Raw genomic sequence first — 15,407 nt, 5'->3', positions numbered from 1 at the left:
GCCGGCGGGGCACGCAATAATCAATGGATGGATTATGACGAACCCCGCTTGCAAACATACCGGCATGGCTGTGACGCTTTATTTTATGGGGAGCGGTAAAGCATAATGGCCAAACGCTTTATCCAACAGTGCGGCTGCCTCCTGCCGAAGCAAAGGCTGCTTGGAACGGAAATCGACAGTGCCGTCCGCCTGTACGGTTGTATCCGGATCGATAACACCCTGCGAAACCAGTGCAGTAACGGCCTCAACCGCCGACGCATCCGTTTGACCGCTCAATTGAACTTTGGACGCAGGCTTGAGTTCTTTCAGGTTTTGAATCATGACCGCTGCCGTCTGCCTTGTAATGATCGCATTCGGATCAAAGGAAGGGAGACCGGTTAGCATTTGCCTCTTCGTGCTATCGATGGCCCAGGGGATCCCATGCCATCCATGGGCACGAAGCAGCACGTCGGCAAACTCGCTTTGCGTCATGGATGCCTGCGGCTCAAAGCGGCTGCCTGATTTCGCACCCATGATATCCAGGGCGTGCAAATCGTTAATAAAGCTTTTATATTTGCTTCCCTCCGCTACATCCGAAAACGGCTGCTTCCCATGGATTTTTTGCGAATCCGAGACAAAGTGATTCCCCTCCATATTATTGTAATAAAAATATTCAATCGATCCGCGATGGTCTTTTTTAAACGCTAGCTTGTTGCCTGATTCGTCTTCAAACAGCAGTGGAGTAATCATCTTGAATGTGTGCTTGCCCATTCCTGTCTCCATCAGCAATTTCCCGTCGGCGTACGAAAATTTCGATTTCAAGAAGAAAAAGCGCGTATTCTGATACAGTCCTACGTACTTTTCCGCATCCTTTTCATCCAAATTGACATAAACAGGTTTCTCGAGTGTTTTTGTTTCGGGAAAATAATGGTCCATAAACGCCTCATACACGTCCATACTCATCATCACTGTTTCGTTGTTGTACGACATAGAAAATGCCGTATTCTTCTCGGGTATTACTACGATCAAGGATTGATGGCCCGTTACATTCCCGCCTTTTATAACGACACGCTGGCCATTCGCCAGTTCGTTGCGGTAGCCTTCGAATCCCCCTACGGTGGTCTGCGGAATGCTTTTATCGGCGACCACCTGGTACGTGAGCATCTGCTCGGCCGTCTTTTCGCTTACCAACTGTTGGTCTCCGTATTTTCCTTTTTGCAGCAGCATAGTCAAGTACTTGGCCATATCATCGCCAGTCGATATGATGCTCCCCTGCGGCCCGTCGGTTGGGGCATTCCAGTCCATTGGAACGAGTTCACCAGCCAGACCATAGTGAGCGGCCATGCGATTGTTAAGCTCCGGGGTTAGGCGTACGCTAGTCGAATTCATGCCGAGCGGCTTGAACACATTTTTGTCCATATACTGATGAAACGGCATGCCGCTTACATTCTCTATCGCATATCCTGCCAGCAAGAAACCAAAGTTGTCGTACGTATAAGCTTCACCGGGGGGCCGGACCACCGTCGGCATATGATCCAGGATGAACTGCTTCATCGGCATGTCTTTATTTGCAAACTCGGGTGAATAATAAGAAGCAATATCCGGAAAATCAAACCCGGGCGTGTACGTGAGCAGATCAAACATGGTCAGTTTTTTTTCGGTCTTGTTTGGAATCTTCATTCCTCCCAAATACGTTTGGATGTCCTCATGAAGGTTAATTTTCCCTTGATCGGCAAGCTGATTTGCGGCTAGCCCGGTGAATGTCTTCGTGACGGAACCGATTTGGAAGACGGTATTTTTATCGACAGGAGTTTTCTTTTCCTTATCGGCATAGCCGTATCCCTTATTTACCAATACTTTTCCATCCTTGACCACAACGAAATTCGAACCATTAACATTGTGTTTTTTCATTACTTCTGCAAATAAAGAATCGGCAAACGTCTCTATTTCCTTGGCATCCTGCGGGCCATTCAGGTTCGTTTTTTCCACCGCCTGTGCCGATTCCGGCTTTCCATCGGATGGTGTGCATGCCGTCATCAGGGTCGCACATAAGAATAGTGCCGCCACATTCAACTTGGGTTTCATCTTGCTCATCGTTAGTTCTCCCTCTCATTGTTTTCCTAAAATCATTGTTTTCCTAAAACTTAGGTTCGGTACTGCCCTTCCTCCTTCTCTTGGGTTTAGTATGGCAAACAACGTGTCATAGGAGAGAGTTATTTTCTGTCACCGTTTTTTATCCCGCGACCCGCAAGCGAACTCTCCGCCGAGATGACAAAATGTCATATGACGCTCATGCTGGGCAAATGCACCGGATAAAATAAAAAAAGCACGGGCCTGTTCCTTCTTTCAAAGGTACAGACCCGTGCTGTCTTCCCAAACCATCTATCCTTGATTCCCGAAAACTTTTTGTACGGCCTCTTCTCGATTGCGAACGCCAAGCTTGGTATAAATCGTGGAAGCATAATTTCGGACGGTTCCTTCGGACAAATACAATTTGGCTGCGATCGTTTTATAACGAAGCCCTTTGGATAAACATTGCAAAATATCCATCTCCCGCGGGGTCAACCCCGAAGGAGGAGGAAGCGGTTTGTCCGGCTCTGCCGGTTGCTCCCGAAGGGCTCCTCCCCCATAGTTTTGAATCAACTGGTTGGTGACATCTTGGGCGATCATCATCACCCCGCGATGTACGAGACGTATCGTTTCGGAAAGCTCCTGAGGCTCCGAAGTCTTTAATAAATACCCGTCCGCCCCGCTCCGCAAAGCTTCAACCGCTTTTTCGGTCTCTTGAAACGTGGTCATGATCAGCACGCGGACACCCGGATGCTTTTGCTTCACCAGTTTGGCCGCTTCCACACCGTCCATGCGGGGCATATGTAAATCCATGAGAACGACATGAGGGCGAAGCCGCTCGCATTGTTCCAGCGCCTGCTCCCCGTCCTCCGCAAGTCCCACGACTTCGAAATCTTTTTCTCTCTCCAAAATCATTTGAAGGCTTTCCCGGATGGATGGCTGACCGTCAACCAACAGCAGCCGGATCGCTTCCTCCTGCTGCTCCACCTGCCTGGGCAATGTACAGGTCACGACCGTTCCTTCGCCCGGCTTTGAGTGGATGGATACCTGTCCCTGCAAATCGGATGCCCGCTCCTTCATCGCCGTTAAACCAAAACCCGCTTGAAGTTCATCGGTGCCAAGCCCGTTGTCCTGCACTTCCAGCCGAATCTGCTTTTCCTCAAAATGCAGGCTCACCGCAATTTCATCCGCCTGCCCATGACGTACGGCATGGGTCAGCGATTCCTGCAGACACCGGTGCAGGGTCATCTTGACCTGTTGGGATACCTGAACCTCCTCGCCCAAGGTCCTTAGTCGAACCGTCACTTTAGTCAACGCCTGAAATTCGGCCGTCAATGCCTGCAACGACTCTACAAGGGTACGCGAATCTTGCGCAGCCCCAACCTGATGCACATATTGGCGGACCTCATCCAGGCTGCCGCGGGTTAGTTTTAACAAGGACTCGAGCTTCCGCTCCCCTTCCGGGGTGTTCACTTCCGAGCGTAACGTTTCAAGCCCCATCATAATAGAGGTAAAGGAATGTCCCATCGTATCATGAAGGTCTTTCGAGAGCCGGTTTCGCTCTTCCGCCAATGTCAGGCGCTCCACTTGCGATGAATATTGTTCCAGCACGGCATATTGATCACGAATCATTTCACTTTGCCGATGGTTCACCACCAGCAATTGAAAGGCAAACCCTACAGCGTAAATGAGGCCGAATTGGAGGATCATCGTCATCAGGTTGCTTGGTTCAGACAATTCCGCCAATAAGGCCGGGATGACAAAGATGGTCATCGGGGCTGACCAACGGTATGACTTTTGGGCGCTATTGCTTGCAATCATAAAAGTCGGACCTAAAAAAGCCACGTAGGCTTCGGGGAACAGGGAGACCGCGTATAAGCATAATCCCCCGGATATGACCATTTCCGAGATCAGGTAATACGTATAGTGCCTTTGCAAACAAAGCCAAGGAATGGAAAAAGCTGCGATCCCCCACAGAGCCCCTAACCAGAAAGGGATGGTCAGCTGTTCAGAAAAATGCTCCAAAGTAAAGAGAAGAGAAACGAAAAGGATGGTCCGAATGATAAACATCATCCAGTCATACCAAAACCAACGTTTTATAAAGTCCAGCAATGAATCACCCCCAGTGCGCTTTATTATCTATATTTTTTATCCTACTAATAGAGGAGCTTTTATGCAAGGGAAAAGGGGAGCCGTGTTTTTCGAGAAATGAGCGGGCCCAAAGAAATAATTTTAAGCTTTTTCTCTACGAAAATAAAGGGGGATAAATGGGAATGTCGAATCTACTGAAAAAGTGGTTTTCATCAGTTACCGCTAACTATATTTTTGGAGGGAATATCCTATTAATAGAAAATTTCATTTAGAGAATGTTGGAAAAGCGGAAGACATTTACGCATCAAACGGAGAAGCTACTTCAGGATTTGGTTTGTTTGTTTTATCGAATGAACGCGTAGAATACCATTTTAGAGAGGAGGACATGAGTTTAGACGAAGCGGAGTCATATATCGAAAATTATTTAAATAATCTGCCTGATGAAACGATCTATGAATTATGCAAAAAAATGTGCGCATGGAAAGATGATGTACTGACAGATTGTTATCCAGCTATGAAATGCCCAGATGGTTTGTCGGATGCTCAGGGCAGGGATATCTTACGTTTTATTTCAGTAAGCGATATTTATATATACAGAAATCCTTATGATAAAAATGATACCCTATTTGGAGCAAGCGTTTTGGCCGGTATGCAATGGGAATTTGAAGATGGTATTGAAATTATTATCAAAGGTAAGGAAGTTCTTGAAGTACGCGAGTTTCTAGGTTATGGGGAATACGCAATTTGGGAAGAAAACGACTACAGATAATGGCGGAATCTTTTTCATAGGAATTGCTGCAGGATTCGCCGAATGATCAAATCAACAGATGGATGATTACGGACCCTGCCTGCCAAAATACTGGCTGGCCGTAACTCTTTGTTTAATTGGGAGCGGGGACTAGCACATTCGGGGGTACTGCAAGTTATGCTTGGAATTCGTTGTTGCTTTATATTTCTTGATTGTTCGGGATTTCAAGCCGAGCTCCTTCATGATTCGAGCAACTGTTATTTAGGCTACCTGAGCGCCTTGTTTCTTCAGGATTTCCCAGATTTTCGTGCTTCCATAAAGACGCCTATGGTCAAGAAAGATGCGCCGAATCTGCTTATTGATTAAATGAGGTGAGAAGTCAATAATTTTTTGGATGTTTTGGAACGATTATCGATATTTGAGGTGTAACTATGAAAGCAAGTGAAGCATTTGAGAGCGTATGTGGTTTAATATCTGAAAAGTATAAAGTTTGCGGTTGGAAATATTCTAAATCAGGTCATTCGATGACCAAAAAAGATAAGAATTTCATGTATAAAGTATTTTTTTATACAAGTTGGAATAATATATCTAATAAAAATGTAGCATTTTATGGTGAATGTGCAATTACTCCATTAAAATCGAAAGATAAAATATTTCATATCAATACCCGTAAATGCAATGTACCAAGTGGTCAATTATACTGGAACGTAGCAAGTGAAAAAGATTGGGATCGGACAGTCAAAGAATTCACTAATTGGTTAGATAGTTTATTCATACCAATTGTAGAAAGATGCATGAATGATCTGGATAACTTTGTAAAAGAGGTTGTTTTAAGAGGATTTTATCCTCAAAAAGGTTATGTGGTTGATATTAGTTTTATCTTAACACACGGATCGCTGGAATTAGCAGAAGAAGCCACCAAAAGATATTATGCAAGTTTAGAAGAACCTGTAAAAAAAGAATTTAAAGAAAATTATGAGAGTATGATAGGTGGTAATGAGGCCGTAAGTGCCTACGGTAATAATATGATGAGGAATTATTCCCAATTTAGAACTATCATAGAAAATAAAATTATCGTAACATTATAGCTTAAAACACAAATAGCTTGTTCGATGGCGGTAATTGGTAATCCAATTATCGCTTTTTTGTTCTCCTAATAGCTTTACAACCAAGGTGATCTTGTCAGTGAATATCTTGATGATATAGTTGATGCGTCAGTGGAGACTCCGATGATAATGTTGAGATACTAGCTGGGATAGATATTAATGCACAGAAGGATGCCGAATACCCATCATGCGTGCGAGTTCTCTTTGTGATATGTTTCGATCCTCTAATACTTCTCTGAGTCGAATTTTGATCTTCATTAGCCCCCTTTTACGTTGTACCAAAATCCTGAAGTAGAACTCGGCAAGTATCAGGTGAATTTTGAGAGAGGATGGCATTAGCTACTACTGATGATGAGATCTAGAACGTAAGCCACAATGCGACAAACGCTCGTATTTTGGGCTTTTTCCACAATCCCCTATTCTAAAGATTTTACAAAGATGCTCACTTCCTGCAACCATTCATCCGAAGAAACGTTAAAGACCACAAGCGGACTCCAAATCTAACGGATCCTGATTGCGAGGAGGATGGGGAGGGCAACAGCGATGCTTCATGTACTTATTGTGGAGCCTTATACGGGTAAACGCGCGAGAATCAAAAAAATGGTGCAGGAGATGGGGCATATCGTCGTCGGGGAGGCGCGTGACCGGGTAGAAGCTTTGGGATTGATGGAGCAGGGGTGGCCGACGCTTCTTCTGACCGATCTTATGCTCCCCCGGCTTGAAGGACTGGCTCTGGTGAGACAAGTGTACGAGCAGCGTATTCCCGTGGTAACGATCGTGCTGAGCGACAATACGCGGTTTGACTACGTACGACAGTCCATGCAGGCAGGCGCCATCGATTATTTGCTTAAGCCGGTGAAGGCTGAAGAGCTGAGGCGTGCGCTGCAGCGGGCGGAAGAGCGGGTGGGGTATTTTCATGCCGCACATCGCGAGTTCGTTCAGGCGCAGCAATTTTTCGAGAGGCTGGACCTTCTCCAGCCGGGCGATGTCATTCAGAAGCATGCCGAGATGATCCAGAGCATGCAGAGCTTCGAGGAGGGCCAGCAGGGGGAGCGGCTGGGCTTGTTTCGCATGCTTTATGCCAAATGGCACTACGTTCTCAAGAAACACGGGCTCAATTTCGACGAGCCTTTTTCATGGGAGCGTGAAGAAGAGGCTATCGCCTATTTTCAGCGGCTGTGCGAATTTTGGATCGCCCAGTCCGCCTCGTCGGCGGATAACAGCGTGAAGCTGAACGTGAAGCGGGCCTGTGACTATATCCGGGAGAACTACCGGAGCGATCATACGTTGGCCGAGGTCAGCGGGCGTTTCGGGATGAGCGTCTCTTATTTCAGCGTGCAGATCAAGAAGTACACGGGCTATTCGTTCATCAATTATTTGAACCGCGTCCGGATCGAGAAAGCCAAGGAGCTGCTGCTGCAGCCGAACCTGAAGATTTACGAAGTGGCCGGCGAAGTGGGGTATGACACGCTGCAGTATTTCAATAAAGTCTTCAAGCAAGCCGTACATATGACGCCGGGAGAATACCGGAGAAGACTTGGGATTTGAGGTGGCGTTTAAAAGTCCAGTGAATAAGTGAGCGCTACTCTTACGGATCGTTCTTCCGATCACTCTTGTCCCCGGATTCTTGGATTCTATAAGCCATTGGTAGGTTAGAATCCGGAGACAAAGGTGAACGCTGCCGCTTCTCCAGAACGATTCCGCACGATCCGCGACTTATTCACTGGACTTTTAAAGATTTCGTTAAGAAGAAAATCGGCTCAGAAACAATAAGATCGATTCATTACTTTTCCTGCCTTGCATATTATACTAGGACAGGTCGTTCAGGCGACTGGAATCCAGCGAGGAGGAAAAGAAACGAGATGAAACGAAAGACACGCAGTATGGCTTTATTGCTCAACCTTTTTATCGTATTATCTTTGGTTTCTCCTTTGGGACAAGCTTTGGCGGCGGACAGTCCCCAGACGGCATTCGGACAAGTTCTGGATTCGCGTCAAATGGAGCTCGGTCCGGGTGCAAAGTACATCTGGCAGGACATGAAGCTGCCGCAGGGCTTGGAGAAAATTCATTCTGTCGAATTTGATCCGAAAAATACAGCGCTCGACCTGCAGCCGGGCAAAACGAACGGCAAAGTGTACGGGATGCAGGGCGTAACCACAATGGCCGACGATGCCGACGCCCCCGGGAACCGGGTCATTGCGGCCATCAACGGCGATTTTTACGACATGGCGACCGGCGTTCCGCTCGGTTTGTTCATGGGGGACGGCGAGATTCTGACCAGTCCGCCGGAAAAATGGAGTTGGCTTGCCTTCGGTCTCAAGAACGACGGCACGACGATTTACGGCTTGAGCCCGGAGCTGACCCGGACACTGACGATCGGGGGCAAGACGATCCCGATCTCCCACATCAACCGGATGCGGGAAAACAGCGAGGCGCTCATGCTGTACACTGCTTCCTTCCATACCTCCACGATGACGAACGATCTCGGTGACGAGATTGTGCTCGATGTGCTGGAAGGCGAAGTAAAGAGCGGCAAGAGCTTGAAGCTCAAAGTGGCCGAGATTCATAAAGATAAAGGGAATACGCCGCTGAAGGCCGGACAAGTCGTGTTATCCGCATCGGGCAGCCACAGGCCCGAGCTGGCCGGGTTGAAAATCGGTGATGAGGTAACCGCAAGCTTCGAGCTGGAAGACGAGTGGAAAGACGTCAAAATGGCGATGGGCGGCGTCTTCATGCTGGTGAAGGACGGCGTGGCGCAAACCCACGATGACAAAGCCTTGTACCCTCGGGTCGGAATCGGCACCAAAGCGGACGGTTCGATCATCATGGTCGAAATCGACGGCAGAGCGCCCGGTTTTAGCGAAGGCGTGTCTTATGACGATCTCGCGAAGATCATGAAGGATATGGGCGCCGTGAACGCGCTTTGTCTGGACGGCGGCGGCTCTGCGACGTTCGTAGCCAAGCTTCCGGGAGAAACGAAACGGCAAATTCTGAACCGACCTTCCGACGGCTCGGAGCGCAAGACGGCGAACGGGCTCCTGCTTGTGAACAAAGCGCCGGAGGGCGCCGCTTCCAAGCTGGTCGTGCAGCCGAACTTGGAGCGGGTACTGGTCGGCTCTTCCGTTACGTTCAAAGCGACTGCCGTCGATGCGAGCGGTCATCCGGCTTCGTTCGGCGGAACGCCGGAGTGGAGTCTGAGCGCCCCGCTCGGAACGATCGATACCACAGGGAAATTTACTGCGGGCAACCAACCAGGGATGGTTGACGTGACAGCAACCGCAGGCGGATTGACAGGCAAAGGGCAAGTGGAGGTTGTGGACGAGCTGACGGAGCTGAAGTTCCCCGACGCGGTGAAAACCTTCACATCCGGCGAAAAAGTTACGCTGAGCGTTAGCGCTCTCCGAAACGGACAAATCATTCGCGCGCAAAACAACAAGCTTGAATGGCGCGTAGAGGGGCCGATCGGCAGCATTGATGCGGACGGTGTGTTTACCGCGACAAATGCAACGGAGCAGAGCGGCAAAATTTTCGTGAAATACAACAACGTTGAAGCGTCAATGGACGTTAAGGTCGGACTTCCGCCGGTCGTGCTGGAGGATTTCGAGAACGGTACGGGCAAGTATTTGACCGAATCCGGCGCACGTTACAAGACGATGAAACTCAGCGAAGAAACGAATGAGGACTTCGTCCGTTTAGGCAATAAAGCGGCGAAGCTGGAGTACGATTTCACCGAAACGATCGGTACTTCTGGAGCTTATGTAACAGCCAAAGATCTGGAAAGCAACATTCAAATTCCGGGCTATCCGGAGAAAATTGGCCTGTGGGTGTACGGCGACGGGAAAAAGCACTGGCTGCGCGGACAAATCCGCGACGGTAACGGATCGGCCGTCGGCATTGATTACGTAGACCAGACGGTCGGCGTCGATTTTACGGGCTGGCGGTATTTGGAGGCTATCGTACCGAAGGGGCGTCCGCTTCCGCTGCGCATGGATCAGCCTGTGCGTTACATGGAAACGAAAAACGACAACAAAACGGCGGGCGTCCTCTACATCGACCAGATCCGGGCGGTTTACGGGCCGACCAATGACGATATGGACCCACCTGTGCTGAAAAGCTTCAAGCCTGCGGAAGGCAGCATAGTCACGACGAATACGCCGAAAATCGAGGCGATTGGCGAAGATTACGGCTACGATCCGTTGAAGCATCCGGCAACGACGCTGATCGACCCGGACAAAATCCGCTTCTACGTCGACGGTGTCTTGGTGCAGCATACGCTGTATCCTCCAAAAGGACAAATTCATTATACGCCGAACGTGCCGCTGGCCGACGGGCTTCACTCGGCGAGGATCAAGATTAGAGACTTGTCCGGCAACGTTACGGAGAAGGAATGGACGTTCACGGTAGATACGGGCTCGTCGAAGATCGTCTATAACGCCCCGACAACAGTCTATGCAGGAAATACGTACACCGTGGATATTAAAGCTCTGAAAGCGGCGGATATCCAGGGCGGAACGATGGAATTCTCCTTTGATCCGGCGAAGGTTGACGGATTGAACGTGTTGAAAGGCGGCAAGCTGGCGGAAGGCCAACTCGTCTCTACGGTCGATGAAGCTACGGGTGCCGTAAAATTGAATTTCAACAATATTTATACGGCAGGCTTGACCGATCAGGATCTGCTCGGCCAAATTCAGTACCGGATTAAGGCGGACGCCAAAGATACGGTCAAAATCTCTTTTAAAACGGGAGCCATTACGTTTAAAGATAAAGGCGATACAAGCTTCGGCTTCTTCGGCTTGCCGGTGGAAGCGGCCATCAAGCATCATTTGCTGCTAAGCTGGGATGAGCACGGCGTCGTTCAAGGGATGCCTACCACGTTCAAGGTAGTCGGCGAGAACGGAACTCCGGTCGAAGGAACGAAAGTAACCGTCGTTGGCGGCGCCGAAATCGGTGTGACTGACGCTCGAGGTACGCTGATTACAGGAGCTCTTACTTCCGAAGTGAAGGAGTACCAGCTTCAAGCGGTCAAGGGCGACTCCTACAGCCCGATCTTGAAGTTTAAAGTATCGAAACTGGCGGGCAGCCCGGTCCCGAGCAACGTCAGCGTGACGATGGGAGCGGATACGACGACCTCCAAAGCCTTCACATGGCATACGGACCCGGCTACGGGTGATACCGTGGTTGAGGTTGTGAAGAAGTCGGAGTTTACGGATTTCAATGCGCCGAACGTAAAGCGATTTACCGGCAGCAGCTATTTGTTCAACACGACGGATACGGGAACCGTTCGGGTCCATAAGGCTATTGCAAGCGGGTTGGAGCCGGGAACTCACTATGTGTTCCGTGTGGGCGACGGCCATGGCAACTACAGCTCGAACGGGTCGCTTCAGACCGCGGCAGCCACGGGCGAGCGTACGAAGTTCATTTTCCTGGCAGATTCGCAGGCGTCGAACGAAGCGGGCTTCAAGCTGTGGGGAGATATTTTGAAAAAAGCGATGACCGATCATCCGGATACGGAGTTCGTCGTGCAGGGCGGCGACTTGGTCGAGGACGGCTTTAAGGAAAACGAGTGGAACATGTGGTTCAATGCCGCTCAAGGCATCCTGATGCAAACGACCGTCGTGCCTGTCGTCGGTAACCACGAAGTGACCGGTACACGGAAAACGGAAGATTATCTGGCACACTTCAACCATCCGCAAAACGGGATCGACAGTCTCAAAGGAAGCAACTTCTCCTTTGATTACAAGAATGCCCATTTTGTGGTGCTGAACAGTGAGTATGATTTCGAGCAGCAAAAAGAATGGATGCGCAAAGACTTGGCCGCGACCGACAAAAAGTGGAAGATCGTTGCTTTCCACCGCGGACCGTTCGGCAGCATGTACGATTCCGAGCATATCCGCAACACTTGGACGCCGATTTTCGACGAGTTCCAAGTCGATCTGGTCATGAACGGCCACGATCACGTATATGTACGGACGTATCCGATGAAAGACAAAAAGCCGGTCGCCGATGGCGAAGGCACGACGTATATCGTCGGCGGCTCGTCCGGTCCGAAGTTTTACCAAGTATGGGCAAGAGATTGGCAGAAGGTGACGGACGGCGAGCAGGTGCAGATGTACGTCGCTGCCGAGATCGACGGGGACGAGATGAAATTCGTCGTCAAAACGATCAACGACCGCGTAGTGGATCAGTTTAGACTGCTCAAAATTTCGGCGCAGTCGGTTGTGATCGATAAACCGATGGTCAATCTGGCCGTGAACGAGAGCGTCCAATTAAATGCTACCGTGCTGCCGGCCAATGCCAGCAACAAGAGCGTAACGTGGTCCGTTTATAGCTCTTCTGCGGACAATGTTGTTAAGGTGGCAGCGGACGGCTTGGTGACCGCACAAAAATTAGGCAGTGCCGTCGTTCGGGCGACAAGCGTATGGAGCAACGTATACGCCGACAGCGTCATTACGGTGGATCGGCTGCCTGAGATTCGCGTGGAAGAAGTGCGGCTGAACCAAACGAGCGGCAAACTGAAAGTTGGGCAAGAGCTTCAGTTGAACGCAACGGTTCTTCCGGCGAATGTAACCCAGTCCGTCTATTGGACCGTATATGGCGAATCGTCGAAAGGGATTGCCACCGTCAACGGCAGTGGTCTGGTTAAGGCGGCTGCGCCTGGAACCGCGACGATCCGTGCGAAGAGCGCAGTGGATGCGACGAAATACGCGGACTTCCAGCTGACCGTAGAAGAAGCGGACAAGCCGACCAATCCGCAGGTCAGCGAGGTTAGGCTGGATCGCGAGGTTGCGGTGCTGAAAGTGGAAGAAACGCTGCAATTGTCTGCAACAGTGTTGCCGGAGAACGTGCTTAACAAAAACGTCATCTGGTCGGTCGAAGGTCCGGCGGGAATCGCTAATGTAACCGATAAAGGTCTGGTTACCACATTGAATCCGGGAACGGTATTCATTCGCGCGACCAGCCAGATGGACCCGACCAAGTACGCGCAGATGGAGCTAATTGTAAAAGAACGGGACGACTCCGACGATGACTCTGACGATTCCGGAAGCTCCGGAGATTCCGGCACGCCTGTAACGTCGGGCAGCTCGGGCAATACCAATACGCAGCCTCCGGCCGTTACGCCGGGTAAGGCTACAGTAACGCAGGGCAGCATCTCCGTCGAGGCGAAGGTCGAAGCGGGAACCGCGAAAGTCGAGATTCGTGCGGAAGATTTGGAGCGCGCGCAGAAGGAAGCGAAGTCGGACTCTGACGGCGCTAAAGTGGTTCGTATCGAGGTGAAAGGCGCTCAAAATGCGAACCACGTGGATGTGTCGCTGCCTAAGAAATCCGTAACGAAAACGAGGCTAGACAACAAGTACGAGATCGTGACGCCTATCGGCATCGTGACCGTGCCTTCGGACTTCCTGAAGGACAAGAACGTAGCCGATACCGACTTCGTAAGCTTGGTGATCAGCAAGGAGGACCCGTCTTCCATTAGCGAAGAGGCGCGGAAAGAAGTCGGCAGCCGCCCGATCATCAATTTGGAGGTTCGAGAAAAAGGGGCGTTCCGCGCATGGAACAACCCGGATACGGTCGTACGGATTGCCATTCCGTATAAGCCGACAGCGAAGGAGCTGGAGAATCCGGGCAAGATTGTCATCCGGTACCTCGATGCAGCGGGTCGCATCCTTCCGGTGCCGAGCGGCATCTACGATTCGGCAGCAGGAACGGTACAGTTTGAAGTGAAGCACTTTAGCAAGTATGCCGTAGCGTTTGTCGATAAGACATTTGCAGATATTGCGGATTATGCATGGGCTAAACCATCGATTGAGGCTTTAGCGGCGCGCGACATCATCCAGGGCATGGATGCGAGCACGTATGCCCCGGCGCTAAACATTGCGAGAGCGGATTTTGTCGCCATGCTCGTGCGAACGCTGGAGCTGAAAGCATCCGCGACCGGAAACTTCAAAGACGTGAACAGCGGCGATTATTATTACGAAGCGCTGGGCACGGCCAAGGAACTGAAAATCGTTGAAGGAACCGGCGACGGGATATTCAATCCGAAAGAAAAAATTTCCCGCCAGGATATGTTCACGATCACGGCAAGAGCGCTGAGCACGGTCAGAAACCTGAACATGACCGGAAGCGCCGAGACGTTAGCCGGTTTCGCGGATCGTGCGAAGGTCGCAGCCTATGCGGCGGACAGTCTGGCCGGGATGGTCAAGGAAGGTCTGATTGAAGGCGACGGTCAGGCGCTGAACCCGGAAGGTAACGCCACAAGAGCGGAAGTCGCCGTATTCATGTACCGCATCTTGAACAAGATTTACAAGTAATCCGAAATCGAAAAAGAGCCCAATCCGTACGCCGACAGCGTGCGGGTTGGGCTCTTCTCTTTTCAAATAGGTTTGCGGCCGACAGCGGCTTACGGCTGTTTCGCAGCGGCGTCAATCATTTGCGGCGGCTTCACGCTGCGCAGGATGCTGACCTCGACGCGGCGGTTTTTCGCACGGCCGGCTTCGGAATCGTTCGTATCGATCGGATGATACTCCCCGTATCCGATGGAGCGGAAGCGCTCCGGACCGATTTTATCGTTTTCAAGCAAAATTTTCATGAAATTTAAAGCCCGCTTGGCGCTTAAATCCCAGTTGGTTTCAAAGGCCGCGGTTCGAATCGGCACGTTATCCGTATGGCCGGCGACCTCGATCCGATAATCTGGATATTGGGCGAGCATCTCGGAGATCGTGCCCGCAAGCTGCTTCGCCTCCGGCTTAACCGTGGCCGATCCGGACGAGAACAAGGCGTTGTCGCGAATCGTAAGCATCAGGAGATCTTCGGTCAGCTTCGTTTCCAGTTGGGTGGTCAATTTGTTGTCCGCTATGTATTGATCCAGCTTTTGTTTAAGCTGCTGCAGGTCGTACTGCTCTTTCTCCATCTGCTGTTGTTGCTTTTGCTGCTGCTCCGCAGCGTTCGGCGTCGCCGGATCGGTCGGCTGATCGTACTTCTTCTGATCGATGTTCGGCTCCGTCGAAAGCGGAATGAGGTTCGAGAAGTTAAATTGTCCTATCCCGCCGGTAAAGGCGGAGTTGAACGACTGCATGATGGCCTGGTATTTCTTCTGGTCGGTCTGGCTGGCGGCGAACAAAATGATGAACAGCGCAAGCAGCAGCGTCAGCAAGTCGGCGTAGGGGATCAGCCACGATTCGTCAACGTGTTCTTCGTGATGCTCTTGTCGTTTTTTACTCATCCGCTTTCACCGCATTGTCGTTATTTTTTTCCCGCTGGGACGTCGGAATGAAGACCATAAGCTTCTGTTGGACGGCGGTTGCGGAAATACCGGTCTGAATGGAAAGCAGTCCTTCCACCATCATCAGACGCAACTCCACTTCTTTCTTCGACTTTTGCTTCAGCTTATTCGCGATGGGGTGCCATAACACGTA

The 15,407-nt window shown here is 50.4% G+C and carries 9 protein-coding genes and 1 pseudogene; 4 read left to right on the top strand and 6 right to left on the bottom strand.

The window, feature by feature from the left end; translation table 11 throughout:
• Nucleotides 1-78: 78 nt before the first annotated feature.
• Entirely contained in the window at nt 79-2,073 is a 1,995-nt protein-coding gene (locus QJ48_RS18040; RefSeq protein ID WP_054974943.1) for a serine hydrolase, read from the bottom strand.
• A 288-nt stretch (nt 2,074-2,361) separates the two neighbouring features.
• A complete protein-coding gene (locus tag QJ48_RS18035; RefSeq protein ID WP_054974942.1) occupies nt 2,362-4,161 on the bottom strand; it encodes a hybrid sensor histidine kinase/response regulator transcription factor in 1,800 nt (599 codons plus the stop codon).
• 364 nt (nt 4,162-4,525) lie between these two features.
• Between QJ48_RS18035 and QJ48_RS18030 the strand changes: the two genes are divergently transcribed.
• Complete coding sequence (locus QJ48_RS18030; RefSeq protein WP_237762963.1) at nt 4,526-4,909, top strand: DUF6985 domain-containing protein; 384 nt, start codon at nt 4,526-4,528, stop codon at nt 4,907-4,909.
• 240 nt (nt 4,910-5,149) lie between these two features.
• On the opposite strand, the gene QJ48_RS39510 is transcribed toward QJ48_RS18030, so the two are convergent.
• The gene (locus QJ48_RS39510; protein ID WP_369126844.1) at nt 5,150-5,239 is read right to left on the bottom strand and encodes an IS3 family transposase; all 90 of its coding nucleotides are present in this window, start codon (nt 5,237-5,239) and stop codon (nt 5,150-5,152) included.
• A gap of 80 nt (nt 5,240-5,319) precedes the next feature.
• On the opposite strand from QJ48_RS39510, the gene QJ48_RS18025 reads away from it, so the two are divergent.
• Nucleotides 5,320-5,976, top strand: coding sequence for a hypothetical protein (locus QJ48_RS18025; protein WP_054974940.1), 657 nt, complete (start codon nt 5,320-5,322; stop codon nt 5,974-5,976).
• Between the two features lie 174 nt (nt 5,977-6,150).
• Here the strand turns inward: QJ48_RS18025 and QJ48_RS39380 are convergent, their stop codons facing one another.
• Nucleotides 6,151-6,252, bottom strand: coding sequence for a helix-turn-helix domain-containing protein (locus QJ48_RS39380; protein WP_337589626.1), 102 nt, complete (start codon nt 6,250-6,252; stop codon nt 6,151-6,153).
• 285 nt (nt 6,253-6,537) lie between these two features.
• Between QJ48_RS39380 and QJ48_RS18020 the strand changes: the two genes are divergently transcribed.
• Together QJ48_RS18020 and QJ48_RS18015 are read left to right on the top strand one after the other, a co-directional pair.
• The gene (locus tag QJ48_RS18020; RefSeq protein ID WP_054974939.1) at nt 6,538-7,542 is read left to right on the top strand and encodes a helix-turn-helix domain-containing protein; all 1,005 of its coding nucleotides are present in this window, start codon (nt 6,538-6,540) and stop codon (nt 7,540-7,542) included.
• 314 nt (nt 7,543-7,856) lie between these two features.
• A complete protein-coding gene (locus QJ48_RS18015) occupies nt 7,857-14,303 on the top strand; it encodes a phosphodiester glycosidase family protein (protein ID WP_054974938.1) in 6,447 nt (2,148 codons plus the stop codon).
• Between the two features lie 89 nt (nt 14,304-14,392).
• Here the strand turns inward: QJ48_RS18015 and motB are convergent, their stop codons facing one another.
• Together motB and QJ48_RS18005 are read right to left on the bottom strand one after the other, a co-directional pair.
• Entirely contained in the window at nt 14,393-15,214 is an 822-nt protein-coding gene (gene motB, locus QJ48_RS18010; RefSeq protein WP_054974937.1) for a flagellar motor protein MotB, read from the bottom strand.
• Nucleotides 15,207-15,407 (bottom strand): annotated as a pseudogene (locus QJ48_RS18005) (flagellar motor protein MotA); the annotation flags it as partial. The gene motB and the pseudogene QJ48_RS18005, both read right to left, overlap by 8 nt.

It is taken from the genome of Paenibacillus sp. A3, assembly GCF_001399685.1.
In the GTDB taxonomy this organism is placed as follows: Bacteria; Bacillota; Bacilli; order Paenibacillales; family NBRC-103111; genus Paenibacillus_G.
This window is presented reverse-complemented; position numbering and strand designations above follow the sequence as displayed.

What these genes read in the sequence shown, in the direction of transcription:
- QJ48_RS18020 (WP_054974939.1), top strand. Translation starts at nt 6,538, where the DNA reads ATGCTTCATGTACTTATTGTGGAGCCTTATACGGGTAAACGCGCGAGA.
- QJ48_RS18030 (WP_237762963.1), top strand. Translation starts at nt 4,526, where the DNA reads ATGAGTTTAGACGAAGCGGAGTCATATATCGAAAATTATTTAAATAAT.
- QJ48_RS18025 (WP_054974940.1), top strand. Translation starts at nt 5,320, where the DNA reads ATGAAAGCAAGTGAAGCATTTGAGAGCGTATGTGGTTTAATATCTGAA.
- QJ48_RS18040 (WP_054974943.1), bottom strand. Translation starts at nt 2,073, where the DNA reads ATGAGCAAGATGAAACCCAAGTTGAATGTGGCGGCACTATTCTTATGT.
- QJ48_RS39380 (WP_337589626.1), bottom strand. Translation starts at nt 6,252, where the DNA reads ATGAAGATCAAAATTCGACTCAGAGAAGTATTAGAGGATCGAAACATA.
- QJ48_RS18015 (WP_054974938.1), top strand. Translation starts at nt 7,857, where the DNA reads ATGAAACGAAAGACACGCAGTATGGCTTTATTGCTCAACCTTTTTATC.
- motB (WP_054974937.1), bottom strand. Translation starts at nt 15,214, where the DNA reads ATGAGTAAAAAACGACAAGAGCATCACGAAGAACACGTTGACGAATCG.